The organism is Nocardia sp. NPDC056564 (assembly GCF_042793755.1).
GTDB lineage: Bacteria > Actinomycetota > Actinomycetes > Mycobacteriales > Mycobacteriaceae > Nocardia.
The window spans coordinates 141,225-154,791 of sequence record NZ_JBHTUR010000011.1 but is presented as its reverse complement, the minus strand read 5'-3'; the positions used below and the strand labels follow the sequence as shown (position 1 = coordinate 154,791).

Sequence of the window (13,567 nt, the reverse complement as noted above, 5' to 3'; positions counted from 1 at the left end):
CACCGGTTAAACCGGTGGAATCGGGGCGTCTCGTTACGTCTCGCGGGGCCCCGAATCAGTGTGCCCCGAGCGGCGGGGGCACGGCCCGAGTCAGGCGTCGGTGAAGGTGATGCGCACCGAGATCGGGTCGCTTTCCAGCGCCTTCATGGTCCACTCCGCGGCGGCTTCGGGGACGCGGCCCGTGGCGAAGCTGCGGGCGCGGGCGATCACGTCGTCGTCGGGGACGAACGCGGCGGTGCCGGTGTACCAGCGTTTACCTTGGCGTAGGCGGACATTCGGGTCGGCCACGATATTGCGCGCCCACCCGGACCGGCGGCCGTGCTGGGAGATGAGCCAGGCGCCCCGGTCGTCGATCGACACGGTGACCGGAACCCGGCGCGGCCGGCCGGTTTTGGCGCCGGTGGTCTCCAGTTCGGCGAGCAGGGCCGAGCGGATGCCGAGGCGGTCGAGCAGGCCGACGGCGGGGTTGGCCAGGTAGCGGCCGATCAGGCGTTCGCGCCGGAACTTGCGGACGGCGGCGGCGGTGCTGCGTTCGGTCATGGCGAGACTCCCGGTGGCTCAGCGGTTTCCGCGGAGGATGACGCAGGTGGTGGTGCCGTGCGCGACCAGCCTGCCCTGTTCGTCGACGACCCGGCCCTCGGCGGTCGCGGTGCTGCGGCCGACGTGGATGGTGGTGCCGGTCGCGGTGAGTTTCTGGCCGTCGGTCGGGACCGCGCGGATGTAATTGACCTTCAGCTCCAAGGTGGAGTAGCCGACGCCGGCGTCGAGGGTCGAGTGCACCGCGCAGCCCATCACCGAGTCGAGCAGGGTGGCGCAGATGCCGCCGTGCGTGGTGCCGAGCGGGTTGGCGAAGTCGGGGCGGGTGCGCAGCGAGAACACCACCTTGCCCTGCTCGAGCAGGTCCGCCTCCAGGCCGAGCAGATCGCCGATGAACGGCGGCCGGTCCTGCCGCGTCATCCCGAGGCGGAGCAGTTCCAGCCCGGTCAGTTGCGCGAGATCGATCGTGGTCTCCGACATGAATCCGTCCTTTCGGTGAACCGATCGGTCCACATCTGTCATGATTGGAGCATGGACCGATCGGTTCATGCAACAGCGCTGGAGGAGAAGATCCGCGTGGAAGACATTCGCGCCGCGCTCGTGCCGCCGGCGCCGGGCGGACTCGCCGGTCGGCGTGCTGTCGGTGGCGTAAGTCACAATGGCGCAGTGCTCCGGCGGGCGGGCACGCGGAACTTCGACCGGACAGGGGGTGCGCTATGACCACAGGTCCCCGCGCTCGGCTGATCGAGAGCGCGATCGAACTGGTCCGCGAACAAGGCGTGGCGGGTGCAGGTCTCACCGCGTTGCTCGATCGGGGCAAGGCCTCGCGCAATTCGCTGTACCAGCACTTCCCGTCCGGCAAGAGCGAGCTCGTCGCGACGGCCACCACGATCGCCGGTGCCCGGCTCTCCACCGTGCTGGAGAAGATCACCGCCTCGCGGCCGCCGCAGCGCTGGTTCGACGCGCTGTTCGGCTGGTGGGTCAACGCGCTGGACACGAGCGCGTTCCGCACCGGCTGCCCGATCGTCGGCGCCGCGCTCGCCGAGTCCGAGCCCGGCGTGCAAGCCGCTGCCGGTGCGGTATTCGCCGATTGGCACGAACGCCTCGGTGCGGGCTTCGCGGACGCGGGCCTACCCGCCGAGGAGGCGAAGTCCTTCGCCAGCTTCGTGATCAGCACGCTGGAGGGCGCCATCGTGCAGTCGCGCGCGATGAAATCCACCCAGCCGCTGATCGACGCGCAAACGCACCTTTCGGTCCTCCTCGACCGGTATCTACCGCTCGCCGATAGCTGACCGTGCGCGCCCCGGGTCGTGGGGCAGAGGGTCGGGAGTTGCCTGGAACCCCGTGCTGAAGAGCACAAAGCGGGCCCATAGACTGTGGCGGTGACGCAGACGACGGCCTCGGTCAATACTCAGTCTCTCGGAGAGCTCGATCCGGAGCTCGCCGCCGCGATGGCAGGCGAACTCGCGCGCGAGCGCGACACGCTCGAGATGATCGCCTCGGAGAACTTCGTGCCGCGCGCGGTGCTGCAGGCGCAGGGCAGCGTGCTCACCAACAAGTACGCCGAGGGTTACCCGGGTCGGCGCTACTACGGCGGTTGCGAGCACGTCGACGTCGTCGAGACCCTCGCCCGCGACCGCGCCAAGGAACTCTTCGGCGCCGAATTCGCCAACGTGCAGCCGCATTCCGGCGCGCAGGCGAACGCCGCGGTGCTGATGGCGCTGATGGACCCGGGCGACAAGCTGCTCGGCCTCGACCTCGCGCACGGCGGCCACCTGACCCACGGCATGCGGCTGAACTTCTCCGGCAAGCTGTACGAGACGCACTTCTACGGCGTCAGCAAGGAAGACCACCGCATCGACATGGACGAGGTGCGCAGCATCGCGCTCGCGGCTCGGCCGAAGGTGATCGTGGCCGGCTGGTCGGCCTACCCGCGCCAGCAGGACTTCGCCGCGTTCCGCGCGATCGCCGACGAGGTCGGCGCCTACCTGTGGGTGGACATGGCGCACTTCGCCGGTCTGGTCGCGGCCGGCCTGCACCCCTCGCCGGTGCCGCACGCGCACGTCGTGTCCTCCACCGTGCACAAGACCCTCGGCGGACCGCGTTCGGGCCTGATCCTGGCCCAGCAGGAATTTGCCAAGAAGCTCAACAGCGCGGTGTTCCCCGGCCAGCAGGGCGGGCCGCTCATGCATGCCATCGCCGCCAAGGCCGTCGCGTTCAAGATCGCCGCGGGCAGCGAGTTCAAGGACCGGCAGGAGCGCACCCTGTCCGGCGCCAAGATCCTAGCCGAGCGCCTGGCCGCGGCCGACGTCAAGGGCAAGGGCGTCAGCGTGCTCACCGGCGGCACCGACGTGCACCTGGTGCTCGTCGACCTGCGCAACTCCGAGCTCGACGGCCAGCAGGGCGAGGATCTGCTGCACGAGATCGGAATCACGGTGAACCGCAACGCCGTTCCGTTCGACCCGCGCCCCCCGATGGTCACCTCCGGCCTGCGCATCGGCACCGCCGCCCTGGCCACCCGCGGCTTCGGCGACACCGAATTCACCGAGGTCGCCGACATCATCGGCACCGCGCTCGCCGGCGGCTCCGACGTCGACACCCTCCGCGGCCGCGTTACCAAGCTCGCCCAGAGCGTCCCGCTCTACGACGGCCTGGAGGACTGGCGCCTGCTCGGCTGAGCCACCCCCGACCCACGACACGGGCTCGCGTATCCGGTCATCCACCGAATGCGCGAGCCCGAGTCATTCCCGCCCGCCCATCGGGACCTAGTGGTGGCGTTACTCGCACAACGACTCGGCCATGTCCCTGTCGATGATCGGTCTGGTCGCCCGGTCCGGTGTCGGGAAGCGGCGTTTTGCTTGGACCGTGGGTGGGATGAGCCCGTGCGGGTCATGGCGGTGGGTACTCGTGGCCATCTTCGGTTGGTTAGGGGCGTCGCCCTGGCTGCTCGGCGCTGTGTGGCCGCTGCCGCATGGTTGTGGCAGGCGGAATCGGTGGGGTATGGGTAGGCCCGTTGGCGGAGTTGGTTCGGGTGCGTGTCGGCGCGTGTTGGCGACGAGGTGTCCCGTTAGTGTTTTTCGCGGATTGTCCCTCGTTGGTGCGGGGCGGTTCGGCGTTGTGCAGCTCAGGTAGGGGACTCGACTCGACGCGGAGGCAAGCTGGTGGTCGGCTGGCGGGTGGTCCGGGTGGTCTGCGTGCTGGTGGCGCTGGGCGCAGGTGTGCCTTTGGCGGGTGCGGAGCCGCCGGGGGTTTATGTGTCCGTGGGGGAGTCGAGCGCGGCGGGGCCGTTCATTCCGGATCAGCTCGAACCACTGGGTTGCTTTCGGTCCGACCACAACTACGCGCACCTGGCCGCCGACGAGCTCGGGCTGGTGCTGCGCGACCCCGCGTGTTCCGGCGCGAAGATCGCGAATATGTATGTGGCGCAGCCGATTCCGTTCGGTGCGCCGAATGGCCCGCAGATGGACGCGGTGACCGCGGACGCGACGATCGTGTCGGTGGATTTCGGCATCAACGACTACGCCGACGACGGCTGGACGGCCACCGCACTGGCGCCGAAACTGGCTGCGCTGCTGGATGATATCCATGTCCGCGCACCGCAGGCCGAGGTCTTCGTGATGGGCAAGATCGAGCGCGTGCGCGCGGGCGGCTGCTTCCCGGCGGTGCCGCTGCTGCCGAGTCAGGCCGACCAGATCTTCGCCGGCGTCGAAGCGGTCAACGCGGTGCTGGCCGCCCAGGCGGCCGCGCACGACGCGACGTTCGTCGACGTCTACCCGGCCAGCATCGGCCATGACGCCTGCGCGCCGGAGGACACTCGCTGGGCCGAAGGCGTCTTCCCGAACTCGCCGGCACAACCGTTGCACGCCAACGCGATTGGTCATCGATACGAAGCGCGCATGCTCATCGACGCGATCCGCCGCCGCGGCTGAGCGCTCAGCCGGCCGGCATTTCGATGCCCTTGGCGGCGGCCAGTGCGGCGAGCTTCTCCATCTCGTCGATGGCCACCGCGACGTACACCTTGAGCCGGCCGTCGTCCTCACGGCGCAGCAGGTATTCGTAATCGCCGTCGGTGAGCAGGGCGCCGTCGCCGTCGTAGAAATGCCAGCGCACGTGGATGCGGGTCAGGCGGGCGGTCAGGTCGGCCTGCTCGAGCAGGGTGTGACCGACCGAGGCCAGGCCGAGGCTTTGGTAGAACGGGTAGGACTTCTTCAGCCTTTCGGCCATCTCCGCGGTGGAGGACAGCGTGCCGACGAAGGCGTCGCTGACGATCGTGCCGGGCATGCCCCACTGCGCGACCGAGCGTTCGGCGTCGAACGCGGTCAACGAGTCCTGGTATTCGACTAGAAACGACTCGATCTCATCCCGAGTAGTAGTCATGCCGTCGACTTACCCAGACCGGCCGGTACCAATACGGTTCACACCGAATCCATCCTGGCCCGGGCGCGGGCGATCGACTCGTCGAGATAGCGGACGAGGTCGGCGCTGGTCCCGGGGCGGATCATCAGGGCACGGTTGGCCGGAACCTCGTAGTAGCGGCCGTCGGCGGTGGTGTCGATCCAGCGCAGGCGGCCGGTGCGCAGCGGTTCGGCGTTGCGCGGGCCGAGCAGGACGGCGGCCGTGCCGCGGGTGCCGCAGGGCTGCCGCCAGAACCGGCGGTACCGATCCTTCACCTCGCTGGCGGGGGCACTGCCGAACAGGTCTGGGCGCTCGTCGTTGAGATCGTCCAGTAGGAACGACTTCTCGCCGGTGGTGCCCGCCGGGGTATCCGGCAGCAGCCGTATCAGTTCGGTGGCCAGCTGGTCTATCCGGCAGCGGCGCAGCTGAACTCGGCCACCGGTGGGTGCGGGTGTCTGCTCGGCGATCACGCCCGCGCCGCCGCGGGTGGCGCAGCCGATCGCCCGCAGCTCGATACCGTCGCGGGTGTTGTCGTTGCCGAAAAGTTCGATGCGCCAATCGGGTCGGGCGAGCACGGTGATGGTCCGTGACAGGGGGACGCGCTCGGGGCGAGCCAGCTCTTCCCGGAATTGCCGCTGGTAGCTCTGGTATTCGCGCAGCCAGGGAAAGCGGCTGGTGAAGCGGAACGGAAAGGGCAGGCGATCCAGGCCGGTGCCGAACCAGGCCGCCGCGAACTGCTCCGCCGACAGCGACCACTGCGCCGTCATTTCTCTCCGAGGACCGGCGGCACGGTCTTTTCCACCTCGCCCAGCAGTTCTTTGGCGTGCTCCTCGGTGCGTAGGAAGCCGGGGGACTTGTGTTCGCCGTCGTCGTCACCTCGGCTGCGGGCGCCGTGCGGGAACATGCCGGGGTAGGCCGAGGCGCCCGGTACACCGGTTCGACCGGGAGTAGCGGCCGGCTGCGGTCCTGCGGCGACCGGTGCGGTGGTGGGCACCGGTGGCCGTGAGCTGCCCTGGCGCGCTTCGCTGTTCGGGCTCGCCGAGGTGTTCGGAGTGGCCGAGGTGTTCGGGTGACCGCTGGTGGCCGGGGAGCCGGACCTGCTCGGTGTCCCGTTGACCGAGGCGGGGGTGACGGTCGACGACGGCAGCGGCGTGGTGGTGGTGGGGATTGCCGCCGCGACCGGGCTGGCGGAGAAGGGCGACGTGGTCGTGGTCGGGGACTTCGGTGTGGTTGCCGCCGTTGTCGTCGAGGCGGGCGTGCTCGCCGGATCGCCGGTCTGATCCTTCGAAACAGACTGCGGGGCGGTATCTTCCGATTTCGCCTCGGCTTCCGCCGTGCTTGCGTCCGAAGACTTGTCCGCCTTGTCGGCCGGCGCCTGCTTGCTGGAATCCGCCGAGTCGGAACTGCTGTGGTCCGGAGCCTTCGTCGTGCCGGGGCTCGTGCCCGGATCATTGCTGCTGTCACCGCCCGGCGGGGTCACCGAGATCGGGCTGATCGGCGGCGGCAGCGTCGGGATGGCCGGGGCGGTGGTGCCGTACGGCTGGATGTACTGCGTGGTCATGTCGTCGCGGGCCTGCTCCTCGGTGGAGTTGCGCAGTTCCGGCCCGCGCGGGTTGGTCGAGGTATCCACCACATCGGGCACCGACAGCTTGAACTTCGCCGCCGCGCTCGCCGCCTGCGACAGCGGCGTGGTCTGCGCGTTGAGCGTGTCGCCGAACTCGCCGAGCTGGGTCGCGTAGTCGCGGATGCCGCGCACCGCGCTGTCGGCCGCCGCACCCTCCCAATGCTGTTCGATCGCCTGCTTGATGGCGGCCTCGAAGTGGTGCCCGGCATCCGTCACGGCTGTCGCGATCTTCGACCAGGCGTCGGACGCGCTGCTCACCCCGTCCGGGTTCATCTCGTCGGCCGCCTGCTTGATCTCGGCGTGGGTAAAGCTTTGCGCGTTCTCGGGATTGGTGATCGCGCGGCCGTCGGTCTGTTTCATGATCGCTCCCCCGTGGGGTTTTGGTTCAGCTGCCCGCGGGCAGCAATGGTGCGACTGCTTGGGCGATTTCGGTGGCGTTGTCGCAGGGCGACAGGTTGCGTGGGTGCTTGCCGCTCGGGTCGTCGACCAAGATGTACAGCGAACCGGTCTTCATCTCGACATTGACCGTGCACCCACCGGGCACGTCCGGCCTGGCCTCATACCGGAGCGCTCTCCGGTCGCCGATCGAGATGTCCACGGCCACAGGGAACTTCTCGCGCACTTGAGCGAGGGTTCCGTTGGTGGTCTCGATGGTCAGACCGTAACCGGCTTTGGCGACGTAACGGCAGCCCTTCCAGCTGATGCCGTTTGCGCTGTTCTGTTTCGGTGCGGGCGGTAACGCGTCCCATTGATGCTCGCTGAGGAACTGCGGGCTCATCGACGTGCAGGGGTCGAAGGCCGCCTGTGGAGCCGATCCGGTTGTTTTGCTGACGGACGGCGCGGTCGAATCCGGGCCGGTCGGCGTTTCCGCCGGCCTCGCCTCGCCGTCGCATCCGGACAGCAGTGCCGCGAGAAGCGCCGCGGCCGCCACGAATTCGGTTCGCGGCGAACGACTTCCGCGCTGCAAGAAGCTCATACGCTGATCTCCCGCAACTTCGTCGCGAATTCTGTATCGGTGCGCTGATAGGTCTCGCAAATTGCCTTGAACATCGCCCGGATGTCCTCGGCCACTGTGATGTAGTCGTTCAGGGTGTCGTAGGCGTTGTTCGGTCCACCGAATGCCTTCTCCCGGAACAGTTGTACGAGCTCGACGGCGGACGTCAGGCGCGGGTTGTTCTCACCGAGTCCCCACGCGGCCTTCTCGCTCAACTCACGCGCATCGGCGCGCACAGCGGTCAGTTGATTGATCAGCTGCTCGCAAGCCTTGTCGATATCCACGAACCCCTGCGGATCCATCCGCACCTTCAGCGCCCCGGACTTCGCATCCTCGATGTACCCGGGAAACGGGCTGTCCACCGCCATCACCGTCCCCTTTCATGAGTGTCTCTGACCCTATAGACGCGCCCCGCCCCGCTTCGGTTCCATCGAAACACAGCGAATTCTCCGGTGCGAGCACATCGGCGGATCGCCCCGCATACCGGTCGGCCTCGAACCGGTGCGCGGGGCCGAATATCCCGCGCGGCCAACGGTTTCAGTTGATCTCGGTGGCGCCGGCCAGGGTCGGGTAATCCCGCAGGTCGATGTCGTTGGCGGCCTTGTCCGCGTACTTCATCATCAGGGAGAACGTCCGCGACCCGAGGAACCAGTTGCGCAACTTGATGCCGTAGGCGGTCTTCGGCGCGAGGAACCTTCCAGCGTTGCTGTTTCCCATGATCTTCGCGTAGCCCTTCATGATCTCGTTGTAGCGCGCGAAGGCCACGGTATGGTCGCCGCCGGCGATGGCGAGTTCACCCGCGATGACGTACGCGCCGACCACCGCGAGCCCAGTGCCGAAGCCCGCCAGGGTGTTTCCGTACGCCGAGTCGCCGACCAGCGCGACCCGCCCCTTGGTGTAGTCGCCCTTCATCCGCACCTGGCTGATCGAGTCGAGGTAGAAGTCGTTGAAATCGGCCATCTCGCTGAGCATCCGGGGAACGTCCCAGTTCACCTCGGCGTAGACCTCCTCGACGATGCGCCGCTGGGTCGCGGTGTCGTCGCGGGAGTAGTCGAGCTCGGGGGACATGAACATGTACAGCTGCTGCGCCTTAGATCCGCCGCTGATCGCGAGCTTGCCGGGCGCGTTGTGGCCGTAGGCGACGGCCCGCTCGCGCGGTCCGGTGGCGTCCTCGCTCCATGGGCTGGCGCCGGCGACGCAGTAGTAGTGGCCCAGGTATTTGACGAAGTCCTGTTCCGGCCCGAAGGCCAGCTTGCGCACCCTGGAGTGGATGCCGTCGGCGCCGAAGACCAGGTCGAAGGTACGCGCCGGGCCGTGCTCGAACTCGACGTGCACGCCGTCGGCGAGCTCGGTGAGCGCGCTGATCGAGTCGCCGAACAGGTACTCGCAGTGTTCGGCGGTGCGCTTGTACATGATCTCGGCCAGGTCCCCGCGCAGGATCTCCACGTCGCCGCCGGTGAAGTCGCCGGACATCAGGGCCAGCTGCTTGCCGTTCTCGTCGAGGAAGACGGTGTCGGTGGTGCCGGTCCGGCGCTCCTTGATGTCTTCCAGGATGCCCATCCGCTCCAGGACGGTGAAGTGGGTCTTGCCCTTGAAGTCGATGGCCTGGCCGCCGGGGCGCAGGCCGGGGGCGCGCTCGACGACGGTGACGTCGAACCCGTAGCGGTGCAGCCAGTAGGCGAGGGCCGGGCCCGCGATGCTGGCGCCGGAGATGAGAACGGACTGGTTACGCATGGTGACTCCTGTAGTCGTTATCGGCGTCCGCTGGAAACTGTTTCCGTCGGACACGACAGAGCGTATGGTAGACACAGTTTCAAGTCAAGCCGTTCTCCGGAAGGATTTGCGCATGCCGACACCGACCACCGTTCAGCTGCTGTGGGGGACCCAGCAGCGACCCAAGCGGGGCCCGAAACCCGCCCTCTCGCTGGAGGGAATCGTGGCCGAGGCGATCGCGCTCGCCGACGCCGAAGGGCTGGCGAACCTGTCGATGCAGCGCCTGGCGGAGAGCCTCGGCTTCACGAAGATGTCGCTGTACCGGTACGTGCCGGCCAAGGAGCAACTGACCGCGCTGATGCTCGACGCCGCCATGGGCACGCCACCGGATACCGCTGCGCGGCAAGGCGATTCCGAATCCTGGCGGGCCGGGATCCGGCTCTGGGCGGAGTCGATCTACCAGCGCTATCGCGACCATCCGTGGGCCATGGAGCTCACCGTCGGCGCCCGCCCGTTCGGCCCGAACGAACTGGGTTGGACGGAGAGCGCGCTGGTCGCGCTGAGCGGCACCGGCCTCACCGGCCCGGAGAAGCTGGACACCATCGTGCTGGTGAACGGCCATGCCCGCAGCCTGGCCCAGCAGACGCACAGCCTGGGCGAGGACCCGACGACGCCGTTCGCCGAACAGTTCACCGAGATGATGACCGAGGCGGGCGATCGCTACCCGGAGGTCGTCGCCGCCTTCGCCGAGGAGGCCGCCGCCGCGGAGTCGGCCGGCGCGAACGACGCCCTGAACTTCGGTATCGACCGCGTACTCGACGGTTTGGCCGTCCTGATCGCGAGCCGGGCGGGCAGCTGAGCGGTCGCGCCCGGCCGGGCCTGCCGCCCGGCCCGGCTTCGGCCTATCGTCGGAACATGACCCAGGACCTAGAACTTCAGCAGGACGCGATCACCACGGTGCGGAAGTTCTTCGCCGCGCTCGAACACGGCCCCGTGGAGGACGCGCTGGACCTGCTGCACCCGGACGTCGTCTGGAAGAACACCACGCTGCCGGATCTCGGCGGCGGGCTGGCGCGCAAGGTACTGCTCGGCCTGAATCGGGACGCGCTCGGGTTCGCGGTCGAGCTGCACCACATCGCCGCGGACGGCGCCATCGTGCTCACCGACCGCACCGACATCCTGCGCTTCGGCCCGGTGCGGATCGCGTTCTGGGTCACCGGCACCTTCGAGCTGCGCGACGGCCGAATCATCCTGTGGCACGACCATTTCAGCTGGGAGAACCTCCTGCGCGGCACCGCCGTCGGGCTCTTCCGCGCCGTGCTGCCGCGCGGCTGAACAACGGCGCGCGGCCGGCTCAGTCCTGAGTCTGCTGCTGTTGCAGGGCTTTTCGCCAGCGCTCGGTGGACTCGACCATGTCGCGGCCGACGAATTCGAGGAACTGGCTGGTGTACTGGGCGCGGCGGCCCGCCGGTGTGCCGAGGCCGAATACCTCGGCGCCGAGCCGTGCGGTCGCGGCCAGGTCCTGGACCTGTCGTGCGCTGACCGCGGTCGCGTGCATCCACACGTCGTCGTCGACCGCGTAGCGATCCCGGCGGCCGTCACGTTCGCGCTGGATCAGTCCCTGGTCGTCGAGCATGCGCACGGCGGCGGAGATGGTAGCGGGACTGACCCGGAGCCGCCGGGCCAGTTCGGCGGCGGTGAGGCTGCCGCTGTCGGTGGTGTACAGGCAGGCCAGGGCGGCGGCCGCGGTGCGGGGAACGCCGGTCCTGGTGATCTGCGCGATGAACCGCGTCAGGAATTCCTCGACCGCTGGATCGTCTGCGACGGCGGTGTTTCCGGTCGCTGATGCGGGCGACCGAGGTCGAAGAGCGCGGTGCGCGGTCGCCTTGTGTGCGCGTCCGGGGTGGTATCGGCTCGGACCGCCGTTGCGGTTGACCTCCCGGCTGACGGTGGAGGTCGGCCGGCCGAGCCGGCGGGCGATCTCGGCGTACCCGAGTCCGGCCGCGAGCCCGTCCGCGATCTGCTCACGATCGAATCGGGTCAGCCTGCCACCCGGCATGCGATCGCCCCCTGCAGATAGTGCGGTTCGTCGCGAACCGCGAATCCAGTATTGCGCTCAGCCGCACGTCATTGCAATGGTTTTGCCGCTGAATTGCATTCACCGGCAGCACTATTGCAATTCAAATCGGCTCTGTAACAGCAACTTTCATCCGTACTGCGGCTCAAATCGTTGAGTAGATCTTGAACGCAACGTAGCGTTCGGCCAGATCCGAATAACGACCGAAGTAGGAATCATGGTGAATCAACCACTCTCCGAAGCCGTCGAACTTCCCACCACTCGCGCGCCCGGTCGCCCCTTCGATCCGCCCGCGGAACTGGCCACCCTGCCCGCGCTCGTCCGGATGAATTTCCCCGACGGTCACCGCGGTTGGCTCGCCACCGGGCACGCGACCGTCCGCGCGGTCTTCGCCGACCCGCGCTTCAGCGTGCGCTACGAGCTGGGGCACAACCCGTTCGCCGATCTGGGCCCGATGCCGCCCGCACCGCCCGGTGACCTGCTCGGCGTCGACCCGCCGCAGCACACCCGCTACCGAAAGTTGCTGGCGGGCAAGTTCACCGTGCGCCGGATGGCCATGCTCACCGAGCGCGTCGAGCAGATCACGGCCGAGCACCTGGACGCGATGGCGCGCACCGGCGGGCCGGTCGACCTGATCGACGCGTTCGCCTTCCCGATCCCCGCGCTGACCATCTGCGAACTGCTCGGCGTTCCCGCCACCGAGCGCGACCGGTTCCGCCGGTACGTCGAGGTGGCCAACGACAAGAACTCGACCCTGGACGAGCGATCGGCGGCGTTCGCGGCGGTCGAGCAGCACATCCGCGCACTGGTGGTGGCCAAGCGCGCGGCACCGGCCGACGACCTGCTCAGCGATCTCACCGACGCCGACCTCACCGAGGACGAACTGGCCGGCGTCGGCGCCCTGCTGCTCGGGGCGGGCCTGGACACCACGGCGAACATGCTGGCGCTGGGCACCTTCGCGTTGTTGTCCCACCCCGACCAACTCGCCGAACTACGCGCTCGCCCCGAACTCGCCGACCAGACCGTCGAGGAGCTCATGCGGTATCTGAGCATCGTGCCGACCACGTCGCGGACGGCCCTGGCGGACGTCGAACTGGATGGGCAGGTGATCAAGGCGGGGGAGACGGTGGCGCTGTCGATCCAGGGGGCCAACCGCGACCCGGCCAGGTTCGACGAGCCCGACACCTTCGACATCCAGCGCAGCGCGGTCGGGCACGTCGGCTTCGGTCACGGCATCCATCAGTGCCTCGGCCAGCAACTCGCCCGCGTCGAGATGCGGGTCGCGTTGCCCGCCTTGGTGAACCGCTTCCCGACGCTGCGGCCGGCCGTGCCCGCGCAGGACATCCCGCTGCGCCACGACATGGATATCTATGGCGTGCACCGGCTCCCGGTCACCTGGTAGGCGGGCGCCATGCGGGTCTCCGCCGACCGGCACCGCTGCATCGGCGCGGGGATGTGCGTGCTGCTCGCGTCCGGGGTGTTCGATCAGGACGCCGACGACGGGAAGGTGCGAGTGCTCGATCCGGCGCCGTCGCCCGAGTCGCACGGACTGCTCGAGCAGGCGGCGCAGGCGTGCCCGGCCGGGGCGATCACCGTGCTCGGCGAGCCCGGTTAGCCGCCGGACCAGCGCGTTCGCCCGGCGATCAGCTGTGCTCGGTCAGGTACTCCAGATAGAACGGACGCAGCACCTCGGCGACCTCGCCGTCGCCCGCGTGGATGTAGTCGTCCAGCATCGGCAGCACGTACTTGATGTCCGCCTCGCTCTCCCCGAGGTTGCCCGCGGCGGCCTCGGCGGCCGGGATCGAGGTGAGCAGCCGCCACAGGAACTTGACGTCCCCGTGCCGCACGGCCAGCTTCACCGCTCGATCGTGCAGTTCCTTCGACGACAGCTTCTCCAGGTCCTCGTTACCGGCCATACAGGCGACTCTAACCGGCCCCGCCGGCCGCCCGCGCCGACCCGGCCCTTCGGGTCGGCGAGTGAGGTTAACGACAAATTCACGGACACGCCTACCTGTGCGGAAGCGGGGAAGCGTAGTTCGGCGGTAGCGTCGATGGTGCGGGCCGCGGCGGTGTGGCTCGTACGGGAGGTCCTGACCGTGACTGAGCTATTCAGTACGAGGGGGCCGGCACCCGGCCCTCGTGGCATCTGACGGCAACGTCAGGTCCCATCAGGACGGACCGGTCCAGCGAGATCGTTCGTGCGGGTGCCGCGCGGACAAAGAGGAGC

General features: G+C 68.5%; 16 protein-coding genes and 1 pseudogene. 7 read left to right on the top strand and 10 right to left on the bottom strand.

Annotated features, from left to right (window positions below; genetic code table 11):
* Positions 1–90: 90 nt before the first annotated feature.
* Positions 91–540, bottom strand: coding sequence for a nitroreductase family deazaflavin-dependent oxidoreductase (locus ACFQ9K_RS26180; protein ID WP_378720708.1), 450 nt, complete (start codon positions 538–540; stop codon positions 91–93).
* Between the two features lie 18 nt (positions 541–558).
* Positions 559–1,203: pseudogene (locus ACFQ9K_RS26175) on the bottom strand (PaaI family thioesterase); the annotation flags it as partial.
* Between the two features lie 50 nt (positions 1,204–1,253).
* Between ACFQ9K_RS26175 and ACFQ9K_RS26170 the strand changes: the two are divergent.
* The 3 genes from ACFQ9K_RS26170 (at position 1,254) to ACFQ9K_RS26160 (ending at position 4,466) form a co-directional block, all read left to right on the top strand.
* The gene (locus ACFQ9K_RS26170) at positions 1,254–1,829 is read left to right on the top strand and encodes a TetR/AcrR family transcriptional regulator (RefSeq protein ID WP_378720706.1); all 576 of its coding nucleotides are present in this window, start codon (positions 1,254–1,256) and stop codon (positions 1,827–1,829) included.
* 90 nt (positions 1,830–1,919) lie between these two features.
* Positions 1,920–3,215, top strand: a complete 1,296-nt coding sequence (gene glyA, locus ACFQ9K_RS26165) for a serine hydroxymethyltransferase (protein WP_378720705.1) — start codon at positions 1,920–1,922, stop codon at positions 3,213–3,215.
* A gap of 483 nt (positions 3,216–3,698) precedes the next feature.
* Positions 3,699–4,466: a GDSL-type esterase/lipase family protein gene (locus ACFQ9K_RS26160; RefSeq protein ID WP_378720704.1), complete on the top strand. Its 768-nt coding sequence runs from the start codon at positions 3,699–3,701 to the stop codon at positions 4,464–4,466.
* 4 nt (positions 4,467–4,470) lie between these two features.
* Here the strand turns inward: ACFQ9K_RS26160 and ACFQ9K_RS26155 are convergent, their stop codons facing one another.
* From ACFQ9K_RS26155 to ACFQ9K_RS26130, 6 genes are all read right to left on the bottom strand, one after another.
* Complete coding sequence (locus tag ACFQ9K_RS26155) at positions 4,471–4,914, bottom strand: hypothetical protein (protein WP_378720703.1); 444 nt, start codon at positions 4,912–4,914, stop codon at positions 4,471–4,473.
* Between the two features lie 38 nt (positions 4,915–4,952).
* Entirely contained in the window at positions 4,953–5,699 is a 747-nt protein-coding gene (locus ACFQ9K_RS26150; RefSeq protein WP_378720702.1) for an ESX secretion-associated protein EspG, read from the bottom strand.
* Positions 5,696–6,916, bottom strand: coding sequence for a hypothetical protein (locus ACFQ9K_RS26145; protein ID WP_378720700.1), 1,221 nt, complete (start codon positions 6,914–6,916; stop codon positions 5,696–5,698). Before ACFQ9K_RS26145 ends, ACFQ9K_RS26150 begins: the two co-directional genes overlap by 4 nt.
* 25 nt (positions 6,917–6,941) lie before the next feature.
* Positions 6,942–7,487 (bottom strand): DUF3558 domain-containing protein, encoded by a 546-nt coding sequence (locus ACFQ9K_RS26140; RefSeq protein ID WP_378720699.1) that lies wholly within the window; start codon positions 7,485–7,487, stop codon positions 6,942–6,944.
* A gap of 41 nt (positions 7,488–7,528) precedes the next feature.
* On the bottom strand, positions 7,529–7,918 hold the full coding sequence (locus tag ACFQ9K_RS26135; RefSeq protein ID WP_378720698.1) for a hypothetical protein: 390 nt from the start codon (positions 7,916–7,918) through the stop codon (positions 7,529–7,531).
* Positions 7,919–8,087: 169 nt separating this feature from the next.
* Positions 8,088–9,284, bottom strand: coding sequence for an FAD-dependent monooxygenase (locus tag ACFQ9K_RS26130; protein WP_378720697.1), 1,197 nt, complete (start codon positions 9,282–9,284; stop codon positions 8,088–8,090).
* Between the two features lie 112 nt (positions 9,285–9,396).
* On the opposite strand from ACFQ9K_RS26130, the gene ACFQ9K_RS26125 reads away from it, so the two are divergent.
* Together ACFQ9K_RS26125 and ACFQ9K_RS26120 are read left to right on the top strand one after the other, a co-directional pair.
* On the top strand, positions 9,397–10,122 hold the full coding sequence (locus ACFQ9K_RS26125; protein WP_378720696.1) for a TetR/AcrR family transcriptional regulator: 726 nt from the start codon (positions 9,397–9,399) through the stop codon (positions 10,120–10,122).
* 56 nt (positions 10,123–10,178) lie between these two features.
* On the top strand, positions 10,179–10,598 hold the full coding sequence (locus ACFQ9K_RS26120; protein WP_378720694.1) for a limonene-1,2-epoxide hydrolase family protein: 420 nt from the start codon (positions 10,179–10,181) through the stop codon (positions 10,596–10,598).
* Between the two features lie 19 nt (positions 10,599–10,617).
* On the opposite strand, the gene ACFQ9K_RS26115 is transcribed toward ACFQ9K_RS26120, so the two are convergent.
* Entirely contained in the window at positions 10,618–11,322 is a 705-nt protein-coding gene (locus ACFQ9K_RS26115; protein WP_378720693.1) for a helix-turn-helix domain-containing protein, read from the bottom strand.
* A gap of 235 nt (positions 11,323–11,557) precedes the next feature.
* On the opposite strand from ACFQ9K_RS26115, the gene ACFQ9K_RS26110 reads away from it, so the two are divergent.
* Both ACFQ9K_RS26110 and ACFQ9K_RS26105 read left to right on the top strand, forming a co-directional pair.
* Positions 11,558–12,742 (top strand): cytochrome P450, encoded by a 1,185-nt coding sequence (locus tag ACFQ9K_RS26110; RefSeq protein WP_378720692.1) that lies wholly within the window; start codon positions 11,558–11,560, stop codon positions 12,740–12,742.
* A 9-nt stretch (positions 12,743–12,751) separates the two neighbouring features.
* Positions 12,752–12,955, top strand: coding sequence for a ferredoxin (locus ACFQ9K_RS26105; RefSeq protein WP_378720691.1), 204 nt, complete (start codon positions 12,752–12,754; stop codon positions 12,953–12,955).
* A gap of 28 nt (positions 12,956–12,983) precedes the next feature.
* On the opposite strand, the gene ACFQ9K_RS26100 is transcribed toward ACFQ9K_RS26105, so the two are convergent.
* Positions 12,984–13,256 (bottom strand): hypothetical protein, encoded by a 273-nt coding sequence (locus ACFQ9K_RS26100; protein ID WP_378720690.1) that lies wholly within the window; start codon positions 13,254–13,256, stop codon positions 12,984–12,986.
* Positions 13,257–13,567: the final 311 nt, after the last annotated feature.

Bases quoted from the DNA above. Each gene is read 5' to 3' on its own strand.
- ACFQ9K_RS26180 (WP_378720708.1), bottom strand. From the start codon at position 540: ATGACCGAACGCAGCACCGCCGCCGCCGTCCGCAAGTTCCGGCGCGAA.
- ACFQ9K_RS26170 (WP_378720706.1), top strand. From the start codon at position 1,254: ATGACCACAGGTCCCCGCGCTCGGCTGATCGAGAGCGCGATCGAACTG.
- ACFQ9K_RS26155 (WP_378720703.1), bottom strand. From the start codon at position 4,914: ATGACTACTACTCGGGATGAGATCGAGTCGTTTCTAGTCGAATACCAG.
- ACFQ9K_RS26150 (WP_378720702.1), bottom strand. From the start codon at position 5,699: ATGACGGCGCAGTGGTCGCTGTCGGCGGAGCAGTTCGCGGCGGCCTGG.
- ACFQ9K_RS26145 (WP_378720700.1), bottom strand. From the start codon at position 6,916: ATGAAACAGACCGACGGCCGCGCGATCACCAATCCCGAGAACGCGCAA.
- ACFQ9K_RS26135 (WP_378720698.1), bottom strand. From the start codon at position 7,918: ATGGCGGTGGACAGCCCGTTTCCCGGGTACATCGAGGATGCGAAGTCC.
- ACFQ9K_RS26130 (WP_378720697.1), bottom strand. From the start codon at position 9,284: ATGCGTAACCAGTCCGTTCTCATCTCCGGCGCCAGCATCGCGGGCCCG.
- ACFQ9K_RS26125 (WP_378720696.1), top strand. From the start codon at position 9,397: ATGCCGACACCGACCACCGTTCAGCTGCTGTGGGGGACCCAGCAGCGA.
- ACFQ9K_RS26120 (WP_378720694.1), top strand. From the start codon at position 10,179: ATGACCCAGGACCTAGAACTTCAGCAGGACGCGATCACCACGGTGCGG.
- ACFQ9K_RS26115 (WP_378720693.1), bottom strand. From the start codon at position 11,322: ATGCCGGGTGGCAGGCTGACCCGATTCGATCGTGAGCAGATCGCGGAC.
- ACFQ9K_RS26110 (WP_378720692.1), top strand. From the start codon at position 11,558: ATGGTGAATCAACCACTCTCCGAAGCCGTCGAACTTCCCACCACTCGC.
- ACFQ9K_RS26105 (WP_378720691.1), top strand. From the start codon at position 12,752: ATGCGGGTCTCCGCCGACCGGCACCGCTGCATCGGCGCGGGGATGTGC.
- ACFQ9K_RS26100 (WP_378720690.1), bottom strand. From the start codon at position 13,256: ATGGCCGGTAACGAGGACCTGGAGAAGCTGTCGTCGAAGGAACTGCAC.